Source organism: Jiella soli (assembly GCF_020615385.1).
In the GTDB taxonomy this organism is placed as follows: domain Bacteria; phylum Pseudomonadota; class Alphaproteobacteria; order Rhizobiales; family Rhizobiaceae; genus VKMB-3413.
This window is the reverse complement of sequence record NZ_JAJAVB010000025.1, coordinates 333,763-356,195: the sequence shown is the minus strand read 5'-3', so window position 1 is coordinate 356,195 and position 22,433 is coordinate 333,763. Positions and strand designations below refer to the sequence as shown.

22 protein-coding genes are annotated in these 22,433 nt (G+C 67.2%); 17 read left to right on the top strand and 5 right to left on the bottom strand.

Going from position 1 to position 22,433, the window contains the following annotated elements:
* Positions 1 to 12 precede the first annotated feature (12 nt).
* Both LH400_RS16120 and LH400_RS16115 read left to right on the top strand, forming a co-directional pair.
* Positions 13 to 306 (top strand): hypothetical protein, encoded by a 294-nt coding sequence (locus LH400_RS16120; RefSeq protein ID WP_229153824.1) that lies wholly within the window; start codon positions 13 to 15, stop codon positions 304 to 306.
* A 383-nt stretch (positions 307 to 689) separates the two neighbouring features.
* Positions 690 to 1,514: an alpha/beta fold hydrolase gene (locus tag LH400_RS16115; RefSeq protein WP_229153823.1), complete on the top strand. Its 825-nt coding sequence runs from the start codon at positions 690 to 692 to the stop codon at positions 1,512 to 1,514.
* A gap of 58 nt (positions 1,515 to 1,572) precedes the next feature.
* Here LH400_RS16115 and LH400_RS16110 read toward each other — a convergent pair whose 3' ends face one another.
* Positions 1,573 to 2,646 carry a 3-carboxy-cis,cis-muconate cycloisomerase gene (locus LH400_RS16110; protein WP_229153822.1) on the bottom strand — a complete coding sequence of 358 codons (1,074 nt, stop codon included), beginning with the start codon at positions 2,644 to 2,646 and terminating at the stop codon, positions 1,573 to 1,575.
* Positions 2,643 to 3,449 (bottom strand): 3-oxoadipate enol-lactonase, encoded by an 807-nt coding sequence (gene pcaD / locus LH400_RS16105; protein ID WP_229153820.1) that lies wholly within the window; start codon positions 3,447 to 3,449, stop codon positions 2,643 to 2,645. The genes LH400_RS16110 and pcaD overlap by 4 nt, the downstream gene beginning before the upstream one ends.
* Before the next feature lie 167 nt (positions 3,450 to 3,616).
* Here pcaD and LH400_RS16100 point away from each other — a divergent pair, with 167 nt between their 5' ends.
* Positions 3,617 to 4,567, top strand: a complete 951-nt coding sequence (locus LH400_RS16100; RefSeq protein ID WP_229153818.1) for a carbohydrate kinase family protein — start codon at positions 3,617 to 3,619, stop codon at positions 4,565 to 4,567.
* Positions 4,568 to 4,764: 197 nt separating this feature from the next.
* Here LH400_RS16100 and LH400_RS16095 read toward each other — a convergent pair whose 3' ends face one another.
* Complete coding sequence (locus LH400_RS16095; protein ID WP_229153816.1) at positions 4,765 to 5,553, bottom strand: outer membrane protein; 789 nt, start codon at positions 5,551 to 5,553, stop codon at positions 4,765 to 4,767.
* 646 nt (positions 5,554 to 6,199) lie between these two features.
* On the opposite strand from LH400_RS16095, the gene LH400_RS16090 reads away from it, so the two are divergent.
* The gene (locus tag LH400_RS16090; protein WP_229153815.1) at positions 6,200 to 6,643 is read left to right on the top strand and encodes a c-type cytochrome; all 444 of its coding nucleotides are present in this window, start codon (positions 6,200 to 6,202) and stop codon (positions 6,641 to 6,643) included.
* Positions 6,644 to 6,744: 101 nt separating this feature from the next.
* Here the strand turns inward: LH400_RS16090 and LH400_RS16085 are convergent, their stop codons facing one another.
* Positions 6,745 to 7,656, bottom strand: coding sequence for a class I fructose-bisphosphate aldolase (locus tag LH400_RS16085; protein ID WP_229153813.1), 912 nt, complete (start codon positions 7,654 to 7,656; stop codon positions 6,745 to 6,747).
* Between the two features lie 365 nt (positions 7,657 to 8,021).
* Here LH400_RS16085 and LH400_RS16080 point away from each other — a divergent pair, with 365 nt between their 5' ends.
* From LH400_RS16080 to LH400_RS16040, 9 genes are all read left to right on the top strand, one after another.
* Positions 8,022 to 9,575 (top strand): ABC transporter substrate-binding protein, encoded by a 1,554-nt coding sequence (locus LH400_RS16080; protein WP_229153811.1) that lies wholly within the window; start codon positions 8,022 to 8,024, stop codon positions 9,573 to 9,575.
* 289 nt (positions 9,576 to 9,864) lie between these two features.
* Positions 9,865 to 10,809, top strand: a complete 945-nt coding sequence (locus tag LH400_RS16075; protein WP_229153809.1) for an ABC transporter permease — start codon at positions 9,865 to 9,867, stop codon at positions 10,807 to 10,809.
* Positions 10,806 to 12,746, top strand: coding sequence for a dipeptide/oligopeptide/nickel ABC transporter permease/ATP-binding protein (locus LH400_RS16070; protein ID WP_229153808.1), 1,941 nt, complete (start codon positions 10,806 to 10,808; stop codon positions 12,744 to 12,746). Before LH400_RS16075 ends, LH400_RS16070 begins: the two co-directional genes overlap by 4 nt.
* Positions 12,743 to 13,762, top strand: a complete 1,020-nt coding sequence (locus LH400_RS16065) for an ABC transporter ATP-binding protein (RefSeq protein ID WP_229153807.1) — start codon at positions 12,743 to 12,745, stop codon at positions 13,760 to 13,762. The genes LH400_RS16070 and LH400_RS16065 overlap by 4 nt, the downstream gene beginning before the upstream one ends.
* 21 nt (positions 13,763 to 13,783) lie before the next feature.
* On the top strand, positions 13,784 to 14,065 hold the full coding sequence (locus LH400_RS16060) for a type II toxin-antitoxin system RelE/ParE family toxin (RefSeq protein WP_229153806.1): 282 nt from the start codon (positions 13,784 to 13,786) through the stop codon (positions 14,063 to 14,065).
* Positions 14,040 to 14,357 (top strand): HigA family addiction module antitoxin, encoded by a 318-nt coding sequence (locus LH400_RS16055; protein ID WP_229153805.1) that lies wholly within the window; start codon positions 14,040 to 14,042, stop codon positions 14,355 to 14,357. The genes LH400_RS16060 and LH400_RS16055 overlap by 26 nt, the downstream gene beginning before the upstream one ends.
* A 12-nt stretch (positions 14,358 to 14,369) precedes the next feature.
* The gene (locus tag LH400_RS16050) at positions 14,370 to 14,951 is read left to right on the top strand and encodes an NADPH-dependent FMN reductase (RefSeq protein ID WP_229153804.1); all 582 of its coding nucleotides are present in this window, start codon (positions 14,370 to 14,372) and stop codon (positions 14,949 to 14,951) included.
* 179 nt (positions 14,952 to 15,130) lie between these two features.
* A complete protein-coding gene (locus tag LH400_RS16045) occupies positions 15,131 to 16,069 on the top strand; it encodes a cyclase family protein (RefSeq protein ID WP_229153803.1) in 939 nt (312 codons plus the stop codon).
* A gap of 106 nt (positions 16,070 to 16,175) precedes the next feature.
* The gene (locus LH400_RS16040; protein ID WP_229153802.1) at positions 16,176 to 16,787 is read left to right on the top strand and encodes a glutathione S-transferase family protein; all 612 of its coding nucleotides are present in this window, start codon (positions 16,176 to 16,178) and stop codon (positions 16,785 to 16,787) included.
* Positions 16,788 to 16,909: 122 nt separating this feature from the next.
* On the opposite strand, the gene LH400_RS16035 is transcribed toward LH400_RS16040, so the two are convergent.
* Positions 16,910 to 17,827 carry a hypothetical protein gene (locus LH400_RS16035; protein ID WP_229153800.1) on the bottom strand — a complete coding sequence of 306 codons (918 nt, stop codon included), beginning with the start codon at positions 17,825 to 17,827 and terminating at the stop codon, positions 16,910 to 16,912.
* A gap of 261 nt (positions 17,828 to 18,088) precedes the next feature.
* On the opposite strand from LH400_RS16035, the gene LH400_RS16030 reads away from it, so the two are divergent.
* The 4 genes from LH400_RS16030 (at position 18,089) to LH400_RS16015 (ending at position 22,369) form a co-directional block, all read left to right on the top strand.
* Positions 18,089 to 20,101: an FUSC family protein gene (locus LH400_RS16030; protein WP_229153797.1), complete on the top strand. Its 2,013-nt coding sequence runs from the start codon at positions 18,089 to 18,091 to the stop codon at positions 20,099 to 20,101.
* Between the two features lie 165 nt (positions 20,102 to 20,266).
* Positions 20,267 to 20,494 (top strand): 30S ribosomal protein S21, encoded by a 228-nt coding sequence (rpsU, locus tag LH400_RS16025; RefSeq protein ID WP_229153795.1) that lies wholly within the window; start codon positions 20,267 to 20,269, stop codon positions 20,492 to 20,494.
* Between the two features lie 320 nt (positions 20,495 to 20,814).
* Positions 20,815 to 21,612: a tetratricopeptide repeat protein gene (locus LH400_RS16020; RefSeq protein ID WP_370638401.1), complete on the top strand. Its 798-nt coding sequence runs from the start codon at positions 20,815 to 20,817 to the stop codon at positions 21,610 to 21,612.
* Between the two features lie 202 nt (positions 21,613 to 21,814).
* On the top strand, positions 21,815 to 22,369 hold the full coding sequence (locus tag LH400_RS16015; protein WP_229153793.1) for a DUF992 domain-containing protein: 555 nt from the start codon (positions 21,815 to 21,817) through the stop codon (positions 22,367 to 22,369).
* Positions 22,370 to 22,433 lie beyond the last annotated feature (64 nt).

The following is a 22,433-nucleotide window of genomic DNA, read 5'->3' as shown; positions in this document are numbered from 1 at the left end:
AAGGACGATCCGATGCTGCGAAGCGAGGCCTCCCACCCGTTCTACCGCCCCCTCTGGGTCAGGATCTGCCTCCTCGCAGCGCTCCTGATCTGGACCGCGATCGAGTGGTGGCACGGCGAATCGTTCTGGGGCGTCCTGTCGAGCGCGGCGGCCGCCTGGGCGGTGTGGACCTTCTTCCTGCAGTACGACCCGGCGCCCGCCGGCGGCTCCGATGCGGCTGCGGCCGAGGCAAGGGACGGCCCCAAATCGGCCGGAGATGCGGACGACGAGGCGACCGAGAGCACGCAAGACGACAGCCGGACCTGAGCGCCACAGGGCGCGTTCGCGACGTCTCTCAGCTCCGCGCTACGGGCCATCCGAACGGCCGCTGTCCGACCCGCGCGCCAGGGCCTTCAGCCCTCTTCTCAGGACGATCATTGCGGTGCATTATTCGCTGCGCTGACGATCCGGCGTCAGAGGGAAGATTGGACGTGCGAAGTCGTGGATCCCTCTGAGCCCGTGGATCTGCGCTGCTGCGCCTGCTCCAGCACCACCCGACGCCCGGCTCCTCACGAGCATGCCTTTGCCGTCCGGCCCGCCGGAGGCGGAGGCCGCCGATACGGGCAGAGGATCACGACGATCCGCCCTGCCTTCGGCCAGTTGCACGCATGCGATGCCCCACCCTCCCAATCCCTCCATGGAGTGCTGACATGCCGACCATCACGACGAATGACGGGACCGAGATCTTCTACAAGGACTGGGGAAGCGGGCAGCCGCTGGTCTTCCACCATGGCTGGCCGCTCTCCTCCGACGACTGGGACAACCAGATGATGTTCTTCCTCGGCGAAGGTTTTCGGGTGATCGCCCATGACCGCCGCGGCCACGGCCGGTCCTCCCAAACCGCCGAAGGCAACGAGATGGATACCTATGCGGCCGACGTGATCGCGCTTGCCGCCGCGCTCGACCTGAAGGACGCCGTCCATATCGGCCATTCGACCGGCGGCGGCGAGGTCGCCCGCTATGTCGCCCGCGCCGAACCCGGACGGGTCGCCAAGGCGGCGCTGATCGGGGCGGTGCCGCCGATCATGCTCAAGACCGAAAAAAATCCCGGCGGCCTTCCCATGGAAGTCTTCGACGGCTTCCGCGCCGCACTCGTCGCCAACCGCGCGCAGTTCTACCGTGACGTCCCGTCCGGCCCGTTCTACGGCTTCAATCGCGACGGCGCCAAGGTCTCGGAAGGAGCGATCCAGAACTGGTGGCGGCAGGGCATGATGGGCGGCATCAAGGCCCATTACGACTGCATCGCGGCCTTCTCGGAAACCGACTTCACCGAGGATCTCAAGGCGATCGACGTTCCGGTGCTGGTGATGCACGGCGACGACGACCAGATCGTGCCCTATGCCGACTCCGCGCCGCTGTCGGTCGAACTCCTCAAGCACGGCACGCTGAAGACCTATCCCGGCCTGCCGCACGGCATGTGCACGACCCATCCGGACATCGTCAATCCGGATCTTCTGGCCTTCATCCAGGGCTAGTCGCGGGTTCCTGCGAAGCACGGGCGGCTTCCGTCGCCCGTGCCTCTTGCCCTTGCCCTTAGCCGACGTCGGACGTCGTCTCGGCCACGGCGAGCCGGGGCACGAGGTCGAGGGCCGTCCGGGTCGCGGCGCCCGCCGCCATCGCCATTTGCGGCAGGATCATCCATTCCAGCGTCCAGGCGGCGCCAGAGCGCTCGTTCTCATGGACGAGCGCCTGGTGCGCGCCGGACAGAAGCGTCGCATTGAAGCGCGCGAGCGTCACCAGCACCTCGGCGCCGACCGGGTTCTGCTTGTGCGGCATCGCCGAAGAGCCGCCGCCGCCCTCGAGCGTCAGTTCCCCGACCTCGTTCTGCACGGCAAGCGTCACGTCCTCGCCGAACTTGCCGAGCGCGCCGGTGACGAGCGAGAGCCAGGAGGCAAGTTCGGCGATCCCGTCGCGCTCCGAATGCAGGGCGGTCGGCGCATAATGGAGGCCGAGCGCCTGCGCGACGTCCCGTGCGACCGCCTCGCCGCGCTCGCCGAAGCCGGCGCGGTCACCGACGGCGCCGCCGATCCGCAGCGCGAAGGCGCGGGGCGCGATCTCCTCGCGGCGCAGCCGGCAGCGCACCAGAGGGTCGGTCCAGGCGGCGATCTTGCGGGCGAAGCGGACGGGCTTGGCCGCCTGCATCCGTGTATGGGCCATAACGGTCCTGTCGCCGTCCTTGAGACCCCATTCTGTCAGCGCGCTCACCAGCGCCTCCAGCCGGCGGTCGAGCACCAGCGAAACGCCCTGCAGCCGCATCGCGAAGGACGCGTCGATCACGTCCTGGCTGGTGGATCCGGTGTGCAGCGCCTTGGCGGCGTCCGGATCGAGCGCGCGGCGAAACTGCGCCAGCAGCGCCGGCACGGCGACGCCGTCCCTCGCCGTACCCTCGGCAAGCGCCGCGAGATCCGGCGAGAACCCCTCGACCGCCGCGCGGATCGCCTCGGCAGCCGACCGCTCGATGAGCCCGGCCTTCGCCTCGGCGTCGGCGAGCGCCGTCTCGAAGCCGAGCATGGCGTCGATATCGGCCGCGGCGGTGAAATAGGTGGCGAGTTCCTCGTCGCCGAGCAACCGGCCGAGGATCGGATGGTCGAAGGGGGAAGCCGTCATCGCGCCGCGTCCCCGCCGAAGATCTTCGTCGCGAAATCGTGCACCAGCGCGCCGGTCTTCTCCGCCTGCTCGATGCAGGGCAGATGGCCGGCCCCCGCGACGATCTCGAAACCGGCGCCGGGGATGAGCTGCGACGTCGCGCGCACGAGATCGGGCGGCGTCGAGCCGTCCTGGTCGCCGACGATGCACAGGACCGGCAGGGCGAGCGCCTTCGCCGCCTCGGTGTAGTCGGCGTCGCGCAGGGCGGCGCAGCTTCCCACATAGCCCGCCACGGGCGTGCGCAGGAGCATGTTCGCATAGCCGGCGAAGTCGGCATTGTCCGGCCTGCGATAGGCCGGCGTGAACCAGCGTTCGAGGATTGGCCCCGCGAGAGAAGCGATGCCGCCGGCCTCGACTTTCTCGATCCGCTCGTTCCAGGAGCCTGCCGTGCCGATCTTGTGGGCGGTGTCCATCAGCACCAGCGCCTTGACCATGTCCGGCCGGCTTGCCGCGAGCCCCTGCGCGATCATGCCCCCGATCGACAGGCCGACGAGGAGAGCGGATTTCATGCCGACCGCGTCCATCAGCGCGGCGAGATCGTCGACATGCGTCTTCATGGCGTAGGGCGCCGGCGTCGCCTCGGAGAGCCCGTGTCCGCGCTTGTCGTAGCGCAGGATGCGATAGGCACCGCCGAGCTCGTCGACAAACGCGTCCCAGATGCGGAAGTCGGTGCCGAGCGAATTGATCAGGACGAGGCTTGGTGCGTCGGGATTGCCCTCAACCCCGTAGTGGACGACGATGCCGTTGACGCGGGCGAATGCCATGAGCGCTTTTCCTCTCCGTTCGATCGGCCGCGATGATAGCGGCGGCGGCCGGCGAAGAAAGGCCGGGACCGTCGAACCGGCCAGCGCCGACCGCCTTTCCCCTCCGGCACAATCCTGCTAGCGGCGTGGCGCGATTGCGCCTTGGAGCGCGAAAAGGAGATGACGACATGTTTCTGAGCTGCGGCGACTGCCTGTTCGATCTCTTTGCCTCGGAAGGCGAGGATGTGGCCGAGGTGGCGCTCGGCGGCCGGATCGGCGGCTCGCCGCTCAACGTCGCGCTCGGCCTCGCCCGTCTCGGCCATCCCGTCGGCTATTTCACCAAGATGTCCGGCGATCTCTTCGGCCGGAAGATCCGCGCCTTCATGGAGCGCGAGGGGATCGACCAGCGCTTCCTGGTTCGAACGGAGCGCAACACGACGCTCGCCATGGTCTCGCTTTCCGGCGAGGGCTCGGCCGCCTACTCCTTCTATATCGAGGGAACCGCCGACCGCTCGATCGAACCGGACGAGGTGCCGGCGACGCTCCCGCAAGAGCTGCAAGCGATCCACCTCGCCTCCTATTCCACGGTGACCGAGCCGACGGCGTCGGCGCTCCTGCGCCTCGTGCGCCAGGAATCGGACCGGCGCTTCATCTCCTACGATCCCAACATCCGCGCCTCGATCGAGCCGGATCTCGACGTCTGGCGGGCGAAGGTCGGCGAACTCGTGCCGCTCGCGGCCCTCGTCAAGGCGAGCGAGGAGGATCTCGACCAGCTCTATCCGGGCCGGTCGATCGACAGCGTTCTTCAGGATTGGGTCGCAGCGGGCGCGGCGATGGCCGTGGTGACGAAAGGCGAGCGGGGCGCGAGCGCGCTCAGCGCCGGCGGCGTCGCCGCCGCGGTGGACGGACAGCGGATCGTCGTCGCCGATACGGTCGGGGCCGGCGATACCTTCCAGGCGGCGCTTCTGGCCGGCCTGAAGGAACGCGGTGCCCTGTCGCGCGAGGCGCTTCAGGCGGCGGACCGGCCACAGATCGAGGCGCTGCTCGACTTCGCGGTCCGCGCCGCAGCCGTCACCTGCTCGCGCCGCGGCGCGGACCTGCCGCGCCGCGGCGACCTCGGCCTGCCGCCGCTCGCCTGACGAGCATCGGGGCGAGGCCGGCGGCGATGCCGACGGATCCCGGCGACCGCCCTCGCCGCAACCCCGCGCAGCCCCTGTCTCACGCTACAGACGACAACAAAAAACCGGCCGGATCGCGAGGATCCAGCCGGTTCTGTTCGATCTCCGTCGCGAAGGTCCGGACGCTTCGCCCGGACCTTTGACTGCCACTGACCCGATTAGTTGAAGCGGTAGGACGCCTTCGCCCAGATCGTGTGGAAGTCGAGGTCTTCGTCGTTGGAGTCGCTCGTGAAGCTGACCGTGTTGGTACCGTTGGTGCCCGTGATGGTCTGCTCGTTGGAGCCGAGATTGGTGTAGAGATACTCCACGCCGAAGGACAGGTTCTGCGTCGCCAGCACGTCGACACCGCCGCCGACCGAATAGCCGAAGTCGGCATCCTCGCCGTCCTGCTTGAAGCGGTAGTTGGCGAACTCGCCGCCCGACGGGGCGCTCATGCTGTTGTCGACGCCGGCATAGGCGAGACCGCCCGAACCGTAGACGAGCAGGCTGTCGAAAGCGTAGCCGATGCGGCCGCGCACGGTGCCGAGATAGTTGATGTCGCTGTTGGTCTCGAAATTCGAGCCGCCCGGCGTCGTGTAGGAGCGGTTCGTCTCGGCGTCGATGTAGTTGATGTCCGCGACGGCACCGACGACGATGTTGTTCTGGAACTGGTAGTCGTAGCCGATATGGGCGCCGCCGATGAAGCCGGCATTGTTGTCGTCGCTGCTCGAACCGTTGTCGAACAGGCCGATGCCGTTATTGCCCGGATCGAACACGGCGCCGTTGTCGCTGTTGCCGAAGGCAACGCCGGCCTGGCCACCGACGTAGAGACCGGTCCAGGTCTTGGTCGTCGCAACCGGCTCGATCTGGATCGGGGCCGGAGCCGGCGGCTCGGGTGCGATGATGTCCGCTGCGAAGGCCGGGGTTCCGAAGGCCGTGGCGGCCATGAGAAGTGCAACGCGTTTCATGACTGTACTCCATTCTGTCGCAATCGCGACTGTCCATCCGGACGCCGATCCTCGTTGCGGCCGGATTTGCGATACCCGATCTGCGGGCTCGCGAGGGGTTATGGGTCGCACTCGTGCCCGAAGAATGGCAGGAATGCGGTCTTCTCCGCCATGTTGCCGAAGGGCCACTTTCTGCCCCTACGAAACCGGCGTGGTGCCCTCTTTGTGAACGCTTACCGTTGATTCTGTCTTAAAATCGATGGTTTATGCCCAAACCGTGATATCGTGCGGGTTAACGAAGATGGCGATTTTGTGCCGGATCGTTTTCCTAGGTTCATCAGCCGTGCTGATGAAATCGCAAGCCCGGCTCCACCCACACCCCATGCGGCAGGCGCTTGCGGGATCAGTGCCGAGGAGCGACCGGATATGTGACCTGAGGGCAGTCGCGCCGCATTTCGGTCGCCTTCATGTCCGGCTTTCTCCGTCGCCGGCTACGCAAACTCTCTTCGCGATTCCCTTGGCGCAAAGCCCCGAGCGGGTACGCGACGACCGGTCACGCCGGACAAGCCTTGCCCGCCGGGCTCGGTTGCCATTTTCTGGAATCGTTCAATATGATGCCGACGGTTGGGCGCGTGGGCGATCAATCAACGAGATTCGTGGAGGATTCATGCGTAGTATTTCCCTGGCGGCCGGTGCGGCCCTTGTCGTTGTCCTGTCGTCGAGCGCGTTCGCGCAGACGGTGGGCGATGCCGATGCCGGCAAGAAGGTGTTCAACAAGTGCCGTGCCTGCCATGCCGTCGGCCCGGACGCCAAGAACAAGATCGGCCCGGCCCTGAACGGCATCGTCGGAGAGAAACCCGGCGCCGTCGAGGGCTACACCTTTTCCAAGCCGTTCCAGGATTGGTCGGCGGACAAGGCGGCCTGGGACGAGGCGCTGCTCGACAAGTGGCTTGCCGACCCGCGGGCCGTAGTCAAGGGCACGAAGATGGCTTTCCCGGGCATGAAGGACGAGAAGGACCGCACCAACGTCATTACCTATCTCGCGACCTTCAACGAAGAGGGCGAGAACCAGGATCCGGCCGCGGCGCTGAAGGCGGCCGCCGGCCAGTAAGCGGCTTCGCTTCGTAGACTTCAGGTTCAAGAACGGCCGCTCCCCGGGGAGCGGCCGTTCCTGCGTTCAAAGGAGCGTCCGACGAATCTGGCCCGCCTCGCTCAGGCGTAGATGTCCATCACCTGGTTCAGAAGGTCGATGGCGTCCGCCTTGGAGCGCTGGAAGGAGTTGCGGCCGATGATCGACCCGTTGCCGCCGCCCTTGCGGATGGCGCGCGCCTCGTCGAGAAGCTCCGGCGTGTTCTTCGCCGCGCCGCCCGAGAAGACGACGATCCGCTTGCCGTTGAAGGCGGCCTGCATGATGTGGCGGACACGGGCGCCTGCATCGTTCACGTCGACCGGATACTTGTCATAGGTCGATTTCGCGGCGTCCAGATCGATATGGGCCGAAGGCAGCTTCACCTTGATGATCGTCGCGCCCATCAGCGCTGCCATGTGCGCGGCGTAGGCGATGATGTCGAGGCCGGTCTCGCCGTCCTTCGTCACCTTGCCGCCGCGCGGATAGGACCAGACGACCGAGATCAGACCGCGCGACTTCGCCTCATGGCTGATCTCGCGCAATTCCTCGATCATGCCGTAGGAGGCGTCCGCGCCGGGATAGATGGTGAAGCCGACGCCGATGCAGCCGAGGCGCATGGCGTCCTCCACCGTCCCGGTCAGCGCCTGATCGGCGCTGGAGACGAGGGAGTTGCCGCTGTTGACCTTGAGGATCAGCGGAACCTCACCGGCGAAGGTGTCGGCTCCCTGCTCCAGAAGGCCGAGCGGCGCGGCATAGCCCGAGACACCGGACTCGATCGCGAGCTCGTAGAGATAATGCGGATCGTAGGCGGTCGGGTTCGGCGCGAAGGACCGGGCGGGCCCATGCTCGAAGCCCTGGTCGACGGGCAGGATGACCACGCGGCCGGTCCCGGCAAGGCGCCCGTGCATCAGGAGGCGGGACAGATTGCTCTTCAGCCCTGGCGTCTCGCCTTCGTACCAGGACAGGATGTTCCGGACGGCCTCGGTTCTCAGCATGGTTCGTTTTCCTTCGGAAGGACAGTCGGACGTCGGGGCTTCATATGCCGCCGTGCCCTCTTATTGGCGTGCGGCAAGGCTGCGTCCAGTCGTTCGCGCCGCCATCGCCATATTAAAATCGGTTTGATTCTTCGAGGCGCCGAATTCTCTACCCGCCGCCGGTCGCTCGCCGCCGGATGCACATGGTCCGCCGCGTGAAATTTTGACGAAACCTAGAAGTCGTCAATGATGCGGGGCCGGCCGAACGGGCGGATCGGAGCAAAGCCGCTGCGTACCAAACGCGCATTTCGTTTGCGATGGACGGTTGATCGTCCGGCCCTGAGGGCCATTCTACCCGCAACCAGCCGAACAGACGGAGCCCCTTCATGAGATGGTTCTTCACCGTCGCCGCAGCTCTCTTCCTGGCCCTGATCGGCCCGGCGACCGCGCAGATCCCGCCGAATGTCCTCATCGTCGGCCAGATCGCCGAGCCGAAATCGCTCGATCCCCAGGCGGTCACCGCCACGAACGACTTCCGCATCCTGATGAACGTCTATGACGGTCTGGTGCGCTTCAAGAAGGGGACGCTGGAGGTCGAGCCGGCGCTCGCGAAGAGCTGGGACATCTCCGACGACGGCATGACCTACACCTTCCACCTGCGCGACGGCGTCACCTTCCAGGACGGCACGCCCTTCGACGCGGAGGCGGTGAAGTTCACCTTCGACCGGATGCTGAAGGACGATCATCCCTTTCACGACACCGGGCCGTTTCCGCTCGCCTTCTTCTTCTCGCAGGTCGACACGGTGACGGCGAAGGACAAGCAGACGGTGGTCTTCCAGTTGAAGGAGCCCTTCGCACCCTTCCTGTCGAATCTGGCCTATCCGACCGGCCTGATCGTCTCGCCCGCCGCGGTGAAGCAGTATGGCAAGGATTTCGGCCGCCATCCGGTCGGCACGGGCGCCTTCAAATTCGCCGAATGGGATCCGAACGCAAAGGTCGTCGTCACCCGCAACGACGACTACTGGGACGGCGCGCCTAAGCTCGAAGCGGTCGTCTTCCGCCCGATCGCCGACGCCAACACCCGCGTCGCCGAGATGCTGTCCGGCGGGATCGACTTGATGGTCGAGGTGCCGCCGGACAGTCTCGGCCAGTTCCGCGACAATGCGAGCTACAAGGTCTACGAGCAGGCCGGCCCGCATCTGTGGTTCCTGATCCTCAACACCAAGGAAGGCCCATTCTCCGACAAGCGCGTGCGCCAGGCCGTCAACTACGCGATCGACAAGAAGACGCTGGTGAACGACGTCCTGCAGGGCACCGCGGACGTCGCCGCCGGGCCGATCCCGCCGGCCTTCGGCTGGGCGAACGATGGTTCGGTCGATCCCTACCCCTACGATCCGGAAAAGGCCAAGGAACTGATCCGGCAGGCCGGCGCGGAGGGCAAGACGGTCACCTTCTACGTCGCCGAAGGCGGCTCCGGCATGCTCGATCCCGTGGCGATGGCGACGGCCATCCAGGCGGACCTGAAGAAGGTCGGGCTGAACGTCCGCATCGAGACCTATGAGTGGAACACCTTCCTCGCCAATGTGAACCCCGGCCTTCAGGGCAAGGCGGACATGGCCGAGATGGCCTGGATGACCAACGATCCGGACACGCTGCCCTTCCTGGCACTCCGCACCGATGCCATGCCGGACAAAGGCGGCTTCAACTCCGGCTACTACTCCAACCAGAAGGTCGACCAGTTGCTCGACGCGGCGCGCAAGACGACCGACCAGGCCAAGCGCGGCAAGCTCTACGGTGAGGTGCAGAAGATCGTCCACGACGACGCGCCCTGGGCCTTCATCGCCAATTGGAAGCAGAACGCCGTGTCGACCGCGCAGGTCCAGGGCTTCGAGCTGGAGCCGTCGTTTCTGCTCATCCTGAAGGACGTGACCAAGGGGTGAGCGAGAGGCTTCTCGACGCTCGTTCTTTGTCTGCGATGATTGCGCCAAACACCCCCCTCTGGGCTGCCGCCCATCTCCCCCATAAGGGGGGAGATCGATCGCGCCCAAGCGCAGCTGACTTCAGGCGGGTGCCTCAGACTGCGGGATCGGTGGAGATTTGCGACAGAACGGCGAAGCTGCCGATCTCCCCCCTCGTGGGGAAGATGCCCGGCAGGGCAGAGGGGGGCGCGAAGGGCGCGGCTCTTCCGGATAGGGACGGCCTGGCCTTCCCCCTTTCCAGGCCCCGCCCATGACGGCGACCATCCTCAAGCGCCTGCTGGCCGCGATCCCCGTCCTCCTCGGTCTCTCGATCCTGGTCTTCCTGATGATTGCGCTGATCCCGGGCGATCCCGCAACAGCGATCCTCGGCGCCTATGCGACGCCGGAAAACGTCGCCCGGCTGAACGGCGAACTCGGCCTCGACCGCTCGCTGCCGATGCAATATCTCGCCTGGATCTCGGGCATCCTGACTGGCGATTTCGGCCGCTCCTATGCGCTGAATCGGCCGGTGATCGACATCGTGCTGGAGCGTTTCTCGGCGACGCTGCTCTTGGCCGGCGCGGCGCTCGTGCTCGCCTCGCTCCTCGGGCTCCTGGCCGGCATCGTCTCCGCCGTGCGCCAGTTCGGTTTCGCCGACAAGGCAATCACGCTCTTCGTCCTGATCGGCATTTCGGTGCCGTCCTTCTGGCTCGGCCTGATCCTGATCCTGTTCTTCGCGGTGAGGATCCAGCTCTTCCCGGCGAGCGGCATGGTCGCGATCTATGGCGGCGGCGGGCCGCTCGACATCCTGCACCACCTCGCGCTTCCGGCGATTACGCTCGCCGCTGTCGCGACCGGCGTCATCGCACGCCTCACCCGCACCGCCATGCTGGAGGTCCTGCGCCAGGACTTCATCCGCACCGCCCGCGCCAAGGGACTGTCGGAACGCCGGGTGATCTTCCGCCACGCCTTCAAGGCGGCGCTGGTCTCGGTGATCCCCGTCATCGGCATCCAGGCCGGCTTCGTGCTCGGCGGCGCGGTCTATATCGAGACCGTGTTTCAATGGCCGGGGATCGGCGCGATGCTCGTCAACGCCATCTCGCAGCGCGACATCCTGCTCGTCCAGGGCGGCGTCCTCGTCGTCGCCGCCTCCTACGTCCTCTTCAATCTCGCGGCGGACATCTGCCAGACGCTGATCGATCCGAGGCTGAAATGACCGCAGCCGCCGCCGACCCCCGGCCGGAGAAAGCTGAGCGCTCCGCCCGCCCCTCCTCCTTCGCCCTGCTTCTCAACAACCGGCTCGCAGCAGTGGGCCTTGCGATCCTCGCCGTCATCGTCGCCGCGGCGCTCGCGGCGCCGATCCTGCCGCTCGCCGATCCCAACGCCACCGATCCGGCGGGCCGCCTCGCGCCGCTCCTTGCGGACGGCCATCTTCTCGGCACCGACGCGCTCGGCCGAGACGTCCTCTCGCGGCTCGTCTGGGGCGCCCGCGTCTCGCTCGCCATCGGCCTCTCGGCCTCGCTGATCGCCGCGCTCGCGGGCTCGGCCATCGGCCTTGTCGCCGGCTATGCCGGGGGGCGCACCGACCAGCTGATGATGCGCGGCATCGACATGCTGATGGCGTTTCCCTACATCCTCCTCGCGCTCGCCATCGTCGCGATCCTCGGCCCCGGGCTGATCAACGCCCTCTACGCCATCGCGATCGTCAACATCCCCTTCTTCGCCCGCAACATCCGCGGCATCACCATCGGCCTTGCCCGCCGCGAATTCGTCGATGCGGCGCGCCTGTCCGGCAAGGGACCGATCCGCATCCTCGCGACAGAAATCCTGCCCAACGTCCTGCCGACGATCGTCATCACGCTGTCGACCACGGTCGGCTGGATGATCCTTGAGACCGCCGGCCTCTCCTTTCTCGGCCTCGGCGCGCAACCGCCCCAGGCCGATCTCGGCTCGATGCTCGGCGAGGGGCGCAAGGTGCTCTTCACCGCGCCGGTGGTCTCGCTGGTGCCGGGGCTCGCGATCTTCCTCATCGTGATGGCGATCAATCTTCTCGGCGACGGCATAAGGGACGTGCTCGACCCGCGGCTCAGGTCGGGGGCGCTGACGCGCCCCTCGGCGCGGACGGCGATCGCCCGCGACCGCCGCCGCCCGCAAGGCGAGCCGGACGCCGAGGCGGTGCTGGACGTGCGCGATCTCGCGACGGAATTCCGCATGGGCCGGACCGTCGCCAGGGCCGTCGGCGGCGTCGATCTCAGAATCGCCCGCGGCGAATGTCTCGGCCTCGTCGGCGAATCCGGTTCCGGCAAGTCGGTGACGGCGATGAGCCTGATGGGGCTCGTCCCCTCACCGCCGGGCGTCGTTGCCGGCGGCGCGGTCGGCTTCAAGGGCGAGGACCTGCTGGACGCCAAGGACGGCCGTATCCGCCAGCTGCGAGGCGGCGCCGTCAGCCACGTCTTCCAGGACCCGCTTGCGACGCTGCATCCGCTCTTTTCCGTCGGCGATCAGGTGGCCGAGGCGATTCGCGCCCATCGGCCGCTCTCGCGGCGGCAGGCGGACGAGGAGACCCGCCGGCTCTTCGAACAGGTCAGGATCCCCAATCCCGCCGAACGGATGAAGGCATTTCCGCACGAACTCTCCGGCGGTCTGCGCCAGCGCGTCTCGATCGCAATGGCGCTCGCTAACGAACCCGATCTCATCATCGCCGACGAGCCGACGACGGCGCTCGACGTCACCGTGCAGGCGCAGGTGCTGCGCCTCCTCGACGATCTTCGGCGCGAGAAGAACGCCGCCGTCCTCTTCATCACCCATGATTTTGGCGTCGTCTCCGAGATCTGCGAGCGCATCGCGGTGATGTATGCCGGGCGGATCGTCGAGACCGGCCGTACCGAGGACGTCCTGTCGCAGCCGGCCCATCCCTATACCCGCATGCTGATCGACTGCGTGCCGGTGATGGGCGAGCCGGAGCGCCGGCTCGACGCAATCCGGGGCCGCCCGCCGGCGGTGGATCGCCTGCCGAAAGGCTGTGCCTTCGCCGACCGCTGCCCGCGGGTCCAGCCGGACTGCCGCTCCGGCGAGATCCCGCTCGAACCGAAGCACGGATCGATCGAGGCGCGGTGCCTCCACCCGCTCGGCCCGGGGGAGATGCTGTCGTGAGCCGTTCACCCGCCGGAACACAGCCCCTCATGGAAGTGCGCGAGCTCACCCGCAGCTTCGGCGGCGGCCGCACGCTGTTCGGCTCCCAGAAGCCGAGCCTGACGGCGGTGCGCGGCCTCGCCCTCGACCTTGAACGGGGCGAGACGCTCGGCATCGTCGGGGAATCAGGCTGCGGCAAGTCGACCCTCGCCCGCATGCTGGTCGGGCTCGACGCCCCGACGACGGGCACGATCCGGCTGGACGGCGAAGACCTGACCAAGGCCGGCACACGGGCGCTCGCCCGCCGCGTCCAATTTGTGTTCCAGGACCCGGTCTCCTCGCTGAACCCGCGCCAGACCATCCGCGCGATCCTCGAAGCGCCGATGCGCCACCTGCTCGGCCTTACCGCCGAAGAGCGCGACCGCCGGCTCGGCGAACTGATCGAGGCGGTGAACCTTCGCCCCGAATTCCTCGAGCGCTATCCGCACGAATTCTCCGGCGGCCAGGCGCAGAGGATCGGCATCGCCCGGGCGCTGGCGGCGGAGCCCGACATCATCGTCCTCGACGAGCCGGTCTCGGCGCTCGACGTCTCGGTGCAGGCGCAGGTCTTGAACCTCCTCGACCGGCTGAAGCGCGAACGGGGCCTAACCTTCGTCTTCATCAGCCACGACCTCTCCGTGGTCGAAAGCGTCGCGACGCGGGTCGCGGTGATGTATTTCGGCTCGATCGTGGAGGAGGCGCCGGCGCGCGATCTCTTCGCCGCGCCGCTCCATCCCTATACGGGCCTTTTAATCGGATCGGCGCCGGTTCCCGGCCGGAAGCGCGAGCGGACGCAGGACGACATCGCCGAACTCCCCGATCCCTACGATCCCCCGCCGGGCTGCCCCTTCGCCCCGCGCTGCCCGCGCGTTCAGGCCGACTGCCGGGAAAAGATGCCGCCGCTGGACGCTGCGAAGCGTGGGCCTCGCCAGCACGCGGCGTGCCTGCATCCGCTGCCGGGCGAACGTGATGATGGGACCTCAGTTGAACACTCATAACGCAATGCGTTATAGTGGGGTATGATCAGGAGCTTTCGCGACTTCGCGACCGAGAGGATTTGGTCCGGCGCGTTTTCTCGCAGGCTGCCGACCGACATTCAGAGAACAGCCCTTCGCAAGTTGCGTATACTCAACAACGCTCGCGTGCTCGATGATCTTGCGGTTCCTCCGAACAACCGGCTGGAAGCGCTGAAGGGGCGCCGCGAAGGCCAGTTCAGCATTCGGATCAATCGGCAATGGCGAATTTGCTTCACATGGAGCGACGGAGGTGCGGACGATGTCGAAATCGTCGACTACCACTGAGATGATTCCCAATCCCCATCCCGGCGAGATGCTGATGGAGGATTTCCTCGAGCCGATGCAGCTCAGCCAGAACGCGCTCGCACGCGCGATCGGCGTCCCGCCGCGCCGGATCAACGAGATCGTGCTCGGCAAGCGCGCGATCACGGCGGACACCGACCTGCGGCTCGCCCGCTATTTCGGCCTGTCGGATGGCTTCTGGCTGGGAGTCCAGGCAGATTACGATCTCATGGAACAGCGCAGGCGCATTGCGGGGGAACTCAGCCGCATCGAACCCCGTCCGAAAGCTGCCTGAGAGGAGAGCCTCATGCCCCTGCTCGTCCCCGTCATCCTCGGCTCGGTCCGCTCCGACCGGCAGGGGATCAAGGCCGCCCGCTTCATCCTGGCGAAGCTGAGGGAACGCGGCCATGAGGCGGTGCTGGTCGACCCGATGGAGCTCGACCTGCCGCTGCTCGACCGGATGTACAAGGAATATCCGAAGGGGACCGCGCCGGAAAAGCTCGAACGCCTCGCCGATCTCTATCGCCGCGCCGACGGGTTCGTCATCGTCACCGCCGAATACAACCAGTCGATCCCGCCGGCGCTGAAGAACACGCTCGACTATTTTCTCGAAGAGTATTTCTGGCGGCCGTCGACCATCGTCTCCTATTCGGCCGGCCGCTTCGGCGGCGTGCGCGCGGCGATCGCGCTGCGGCCGGTGCTCGCCGAAATGGGCATGCCGAGCCTGCCCTCGATCCTGGCGATCCCCTCGATCGGCAAGGCGCTCGCCGACGACGGCTCGGCCAACGAGGCCTGGATCGACAAGTCTTCGGTCAAGTTCCTCGACGAGTTCGAATGGTATGCCGAGGCGCTGAAGGCCAAGCGGGACGCCGGGGGCGTTCCTTACTGACCGGCGCCGCGACGGTGCGGACGCTTTCAGCCGCCCGCTGCGTCCGGCGAGGGCGCGCGCGGTGGCTTCTCTGCCGCGGAAGCGGTCAATCCGACCCGATGCCCATATCGCCGGCAAACCATCTTCTCCGGCGGGCGGAGCTTTGCTAGCCTTCCCTGATCATTTGCAGGAGGGACGGCATGACAGGCAGGATCTGGCACAGGACACTGATCGCCGCAGCGCTCGCGGGTGCGCTGAGCGTTGCCGCGGGCGCTCGGGCGGAAGGAGACGGTCTCTGGTCCGTCTACAACGATGCCCTGAAGTCGGCAAAATATGTCGATCTCACCCACACGATCACGCCGGACATTCCGGTCTGGTCCGGCTTTGCCGATTCCACCTTCGCGCCGGCCAAGGCCGGCTCGGATATCGAGGGCTATGCCAGGAAGGGCGATACCTACAGCTACGACAAGCACGGCTTTGAGGCGACCGAATACCACCTCAACACCGACCAGCTCGGCACCCAGCTCGATCCCCCGGCCCATTGGGCGCCGGAATATCCGGCGATCGACGAGCTGCCGGCGACTTATACGATCCGGCCGCTGGTGGTCATCTCGATCGTCGACCAGCTGAAGAATGACGCGAACTATGCCCTTCGGGTCTCGGACATCGAGGCCTGGGAGAAGGCGCATGGCAAGATCCCGGAAGGCTCGGTCGTCTTCGTACGCTCCGACTGGTCGAAGGCCTGGCCGGACAAGACGCTCGCGACGCTCAAGGAGTTTCCCGGAGTCTCGCTCGACGCGCTGAAGTTCCTGCACGAGGAACGCCACATCCTCTTCCACGGCCACGAGCCGCTCGACACCGATTCCACACCGACGCTCGAGGGCGAGGACTGGCTGATGCATCACGGCTATGCCCAGGCCGAGGGCGTGGCGAACCTCGACAAGGTGCCGGAGACCGGCGCCCTGGTCGCGATCGGTTATCCGAAGTTCGGCGGCGGTCTCGGCGGCTATGCCCGCTATGTCGCGATCTGCCCCTCCGACTGGCAGTACGGCGTCACCATCGGCGAGAACGACGCGCCGCTGCCGAAGTCGGACAAGAAGCTGCATTTCGACGAGACCGCGGGCATGCGGGTCCGCTAAAGCGAATAGCGAGGCGACCGGCGGGGGGCCGACGGGCCGCCCCGTCGTCAGCCTGCCATGATTGCGTCAGAATCTTCGGCGGCGTTTCAACGGAGGGACCCGTGTGATGTCGAACAAGATGAGGCTCTACTACAACCCGCAGAGCCGGGCCGCGATCGCCCGCTGGATGCTGGAGGAGGTCGGGGCGGACTACGACCTCGTTCACATCGACTTCGAGTCCGGGAGCAATCGCCGGCCGGATTTCCTCGCCATCAATCCCATGGGCAAGCTGCCGACGCTGGTGCTGGCCGACGGCACGGTTCTGACCGAAACCCCCGCGATCGTCGCCTTTCTCGCCGACGCCCATGCCGACAAGAGCCTTGCGCCCGAGATCAGCTCGCCTGCCCGCGGCACCTATTATCGCTGGCTGATGTTCAACGGCTCCTGCCTGGAGCCGGCCGCCATCGAAAAGATGATGCGCAAGGATGCCGCCCCGCTGCCCAAGGTCAGCGTCGGCTGGGGCAGCTATGACGACGTCATCGACACATTGGAGATGACGCTCGGCAAGAGTCCATACCTCCTGGGGGAGCGTTTCAGCGCCGCAGACCTGATGATCGGCGCGACCCTGTCCTGGCTGGTGATGTTCGGGGCGCCGCGGGTCGGCGACAGCGCGGTCATCGCCGAATATGTCGAACGCGTCACCGACCGCGACGCCTATCGCCGCTCGCAGGCCACCTGACGATAGAGGCCCCGTAAAGCCGGCCGCCAGCCTCTGGTTCTGCCGCCTGATCGCACCGCCGCCGAGATGAAGGAGAGCGGCCCGGGAATCGGACTCGATCCCTGGGCCGCCGCAGCGACCGCTCAGCTGTTCGTTGAATAGACGGCCTGCCTCGGCTTGCCGACGATCCCGCCCGCCGCGCCGACGATGAGCCCGAGAAGCAGCGAGACGAAGGCGCCGAACGCACCGGACGAGACGGCGCTGGCGGCCGCGCTCGCCGCTTCGCGGGCCTGGCGCACCGACTGGTCGTAGCGCTGCTGGAAGGCCTGCAGCCGTTCTTCGGCCGCCGCCGGGGACAGGGCGCCGGCTCCGGTCAGGACAGCCAGCGCCTTCTGCCTGTCTTCCTGCGTCGCCGTCTCGGCAAGGCCGGCGGCGAGATCCGAATAGGACGATTCGTTCGGGCCCGTCGCGGCGGGAGCCGCCGTGCCCGCCGTCTGCGACGCGGCCGAAGCCTCCGTCTCGTCCTCGCCGGCGGGAGCCGTCGCGGGCTTCGCCGCCGCGGCCTGCCGGAAGAGATCGTCCACCTCGCTGCGGATCGATGGCGGCAGCGCGCCGATCTGCGGGGCAACCGCCTCCGCCGCCTGCGTTAGGCCCTGGATCGAATTGCCGACCGCTCCGAAGGCACCGCCGATCAGCGCGGAACTGCTGGACGTCAGGAGCACGATCACGACCAGCGTTGCGCTCGCCCAGGTGATGACGCCATGGAGCAGCGCGTCCAGCCGATCCGGGCTTCCGGCCAGCCGGGCCGCCGTATAGGCACCGAGGAACAGGCCGATCAGGACCACCGCGACGGTCCAAAGGCCCGCGACGGAGGCGAAGGCCGCGGCGTCGGCGGCAATGTCTGCGCCGGCATTGATGCTGACGAGACCGATGCCGAGGCCGAGCAGGCCGAGCATGAACTGGATCGCCAGGGCGAGCAGTGTGCCCGCGACGATCGCGCCCCAGGCGATCCGCCTGATGCTTCCGACAGCCGCTGTTCGATCCCGCCTGATTTCACTCATCGCCATTCTTTCAACTTCCATCGCCTGCAACCGCACATTCCACCGCGGAGCCCCGCGCCGAGCATACGCCATCCGCATTACCGGACACTACCGCGCCGCGGCATCGATCGACGCGGCCAACCCGCCCGCCATGGGTTTTGGTCATTGCAGCGCCCCGGTCAATGCGCGGGGCGTCGCCGGGCGGAAAATCGGCGTTAGGTTTGCGCCATCGGCGGCGCGCCATGTCTTCATCCAGCCGCGAGGCAAGAACGACCGTCCTTCATGCTCTCACGCATCACCCCCTTCGCCTTCATGGCGTCCTCCGATCCCGGCCTGTCCCGCCTGCGAATGGCGCTGCGCGGGACGCTGACCCTCGTCGCGGTCGCCGCGTCGCTCGCCGCGCTGCATTTCGTCACTACGCTGTCGATCGCCGCCTACGGGCTCGGGATCGTCACCGCCTTCATCGGCTCCCTGGCGATCCGCGACATCGGGGCCCGGGCACGGGCGGTCTCGCGCCTCTATAGCGGGCTTGCGAGCTTCGCCGCCGTGGCGATGGTGAGCGTCATCGCCCATCCACGGATCGTCGACGGGCTGTTCCTCGTCATCATCTTCCTCGCCGTCTTCATCCGCCGGTTCGGTCCGCGCTGGAATGCCGTCGGCATGGCAACCTTCATGGCGACCTTCCTCAGCGCCTATCTGCATGCCGGCGTCGGCGATCTCGGCGGCGTCGCGCTCGCGATCGGCGTCTCCAGCGCCGTCGCCCATCTCGTGCGCAACACAGTCCTGCCGGAACGCCCGGCCTGGGACTTCGCCGTTGCGGTCGAAGCCGTGGGCGAGCGGCTGCGGCAGCTTCGCCTGGCCCTCGCCGACGCCCATGCGGCGGGCCCCGGCGATCCGATGCGAGCGCGCGAGATCGTGCGGCTGGAAGCGCGCCTGAAGGACATGATCCTGACGGCGGAAGGCTATCTGCCGGCCAAGGCGGCCGATGCGGCTGGCGAGGCCGCGCGCCGGGAGATGGCGATCGCGCTCTTCGACCTGCATCTGGCCGCGGAGACCCGCTTCTTCGTCGGCTTCGACGAGACGACGGGTCAGGCGGCACCCGGCGAGATCGACGTGGCGGACAGGCGCATCGACCGCACCCTCGAGGCGGTCCGCCGGCTGGCCTCGGCCCTGCCGAAAAGCGCCTTCGCCGCCGATCCCGGCCTGCCGCGCCCCGCCGCGCCGGGGACCGGATGGATGGGCCTGTTCCAGGATCCGGCGGTGCGCACCGCGATCCAGGTCACGCTCGCCTCGGCCATCGCCATGACAGCCGGCATCTGGCTGTCGGAGCGCCGCTGGTTCTGGGCGATCCTCACCGCCTTCCTGGTCTTCACCAACACCCAGTCGCGGGGGGATACGGCGATGCGCGGCCTTGCCCGCGCGCTCGGCACGCTGTTCGGCATCGTCGTCGGCATCGCGCTTGCGACGGCGCTGTCAGGAAAGACCGGCGTCGAGATCGGCCTGATCGTCGTCTTCGTGTTCTCCGCCTTCTACTATCTCCAGGTCTCCTATGCGGCGATGACCTTCTTCATCACCCTCGTCGTCTCACTGCTCTACGGCCTGATCGGCCAGTTCACGCCGGAGCTTCTGGTGCTGCGACTGGAAGAGACCCTGATCGGCGCGGCGGCCGGGATCCTCGTCAGCTTCGCGGTCTTCTCGCGCTCGACGAGCTCGGTCGCGCGGCAGGCGGTGGAGGATTATTTCGACGCACTCGACGATCTTCTCGAGGCGGCCGAACGGGCCGTGGCCGGCGAGCCCGACATCAAGCTCCTGCGGTCCTCCCGGCAGATCGACCGGAAGGCGGACGATCTCGCCGTGGCGGCGCGTCCGCTCGGCTCCAACTGGCAGCTGGTGCGCCGCCCCGGCCGCGTCCGCCGCACGCTGATCCGCTTTCGCGGCTGCGCCCACTGGGCGCATGTCTTCGCGGACGCGCTGCGCGCCATGCTCGTCACGCAGGAGAGCCTGCCCGCCGATCTTGGATCTCGCATCGCCGCCGTGCGCGCAAAGGTAGCCACCGCCAAGGCCAGCAGCAGCAGCTTCTTCGGCAGCGAGATGCTGACCCTCGGCCGGGCCCCTTCGCGCCTGCCGCTCGCGGCCGACACGCCCGAGGACCGAAGCGACCCGCGCCTCGCCCTTGCAGTCATCGCCCATATTCTCGACGAACCCCTCCGCGACCGGAGCGAGACCGCCGGAGCGGCGGCGCATCCGCGCAAGGAGGCAGCGGCGCCGCTCGACAGCCCGCAGGCCGGTGGCTGACCGCCTGCGCATCGCTGCATCCGAGATGCCGAGACGAACGCTGAAGCCGCTCGACAAGTAGCCCCGGATCTGCTATCGGCAACCCACTTTCGAAGATCGGTCTTCGCGAGAGGAGTGAGGTTTGTCGGCCCCTCCTGTACGCACACGCTAGAAACGGAACGCCCAGTGCAGGTACTCGTCCGCGACAACAATGTCGATCAGGCCCTTCGCGCGCTCAAGAAGAAGATGCAGCGCGAAGGCATCTTCCGCGAGATGAAGATGCGGAATTTCTACGAGAAGCCCTCGGAGAAGCGCGCACGCGAGAGGGCCGAGGCGGTTCGCCGGGCCCGCAAGCTCGCCCGCAAGCGTGCGCAGCGCGAAGGTCTGGTCAGCGGCGGCCGCACCGCCCACTGAGGCGCCGTCGTTTCGACCCAATCGCAGTCTAGCCGAGGCGGCCGGGCGAAGAGCCCGCCGCCTTTTTGCTTTGCGTGAACGGGGTCATGGCATTCTCGTCCCTTCGACATTCGGGACCATGGCTTCGATCCCCGCAATGCAGAGCCGGACCCGCGCCGCGAGCAAGGGTCCGCGTCCGACCGAAACTGATCGTTCTGGAGAGCCGTTCGCCGATGCGCCGTGACGACACCACCTCCCCCGCCCTGAGGCTCGTTCGCCCCTTGGATCCGCGCGTGGTGGACGCTCCTTGCGGCAGGCGGTCCTTGCGTTCAGGCCTCGCCTTGGCGGGTCTCATCGCCGCCGGCGCGCTCGGCGCCTGCCAGACCAGCGACCTTGCCGACGTTCAGGCGATTTCGCTCGACCGGAACCAGGGCCTGGAACAGAACATCGGTTCCCTCACCCAGACGGTGAACGCCAATCCGCAGGAGCCGGAAGGCTACAACGTGCGCGGCACCGCCTATGGCCGCGCCGGCGACTACGACGCCGCGATCAAGGACTTTTCCACCGCGATCCAGCTCGATCCGAACTTCTACCAGGCCTATGCCAACCGGGCGCTGGTCTACCGGCAGATCAACGAGCCGGCCAAGGCCGTGGCCGACTACAACAAAGCGCTGGCGATCAATCCGAACTATGATTCCGCCTATATCGGCAGGGGCAATGTCTACCGCGTCGCGGGCCGAAACCGCGAGGCGCTGGCCGACTTCCAGCGCGCGATCGACCTGAAGACCGCCGATCCCCGCGCCTATCACAATCGCGGCCTGCTCTATCAGCGCGACGGTCAGCACAAGCAGGCGATCGAGGATTTCTCGACCGCGATCTCGATCGATCCGAAGGCGGCCGAGCCTTATTCCGGCCGCGGCGTCTCCTATGTGGCGCTCGGCGATCTCGACAACGCCTTTGCCGACTTCAACATCGCGCTGAAGCTCGACAACACCAAAGCCGAATACTGGGTCAACCAGGCGATCGTGTACGAGCAGCAAGGCAACAAGCCCCGCGCGTTCAAGGCCTACGCGCACGCCGCCTCGCTCGACCCGAAATACGCGCCCGCCAAGGAAGGCATGGCGCGCACCCGCAGCTGATGCCGGCTGCGTAATAGCGGAGCTCGCCAACGCGGCGGCCGGATGACTGCCTGACGGCGGCGAAGCTCTCGCAGCGGAACCTTCAGCCGAATCAGTGGCTTCCTCTGGCCCCGACCGGGACCGGCGCGCGACTTTTGCCGGAACCCGATCGCCGGCACGCGGTTTCCTTGCCGAAATGGCACCAGCCAGGAAGGAAACCATCATGAAGACAGTCCTCACCACCGCCCTCGCTGCAGCCGCCGCCATCGCCGCGATTCCCGCCCTCTCGGGCCCGGCCTCGGCGGAGACCAAGCTTGGCCTCCTCGGCTGCCACAGCGACGGCTCGACCGGCTTCATCATCGGCTCGTCGAAGGATCTCGTCTGCGAATTCACGCCCGCCGGCAACGGCGAGCGCGAGGTCTATGCCGGCACGCTGAACACCTTCGGCCTCGATGTCGGCGTCACCGGCCGCACTACCATGCAGTGGGCCGTGCTCGAGACCGGCACCGATGCCTACGAACCGCATGCACTGGCCGGGGTCTATACCGGAGCCTCGGCCAACGCCTCGGCGATCGTCGGCGGCGGCGCCAACGTCCTCGTCGGCGGCGACAACGGCTTCACCCTGCAGCCGGTGAGCGTGCAGGAGCAGGAAGGCATCAACGCCGCGATCGGCGTCTCCAAGTTCACGCTGGCGCCCGCAGAGCCGGTCGTGACCGGCGACACGAAGGTCGAGGTGCCGGCAGAGCCCGCAGGCGCCGGCACGGTCGTGCCGAAGTAATCTGCCGGCTACCAGGAGCTTGATGCCAATCGCGCGGCGCCCGATCCCTCGGGCGCCGCGCTCG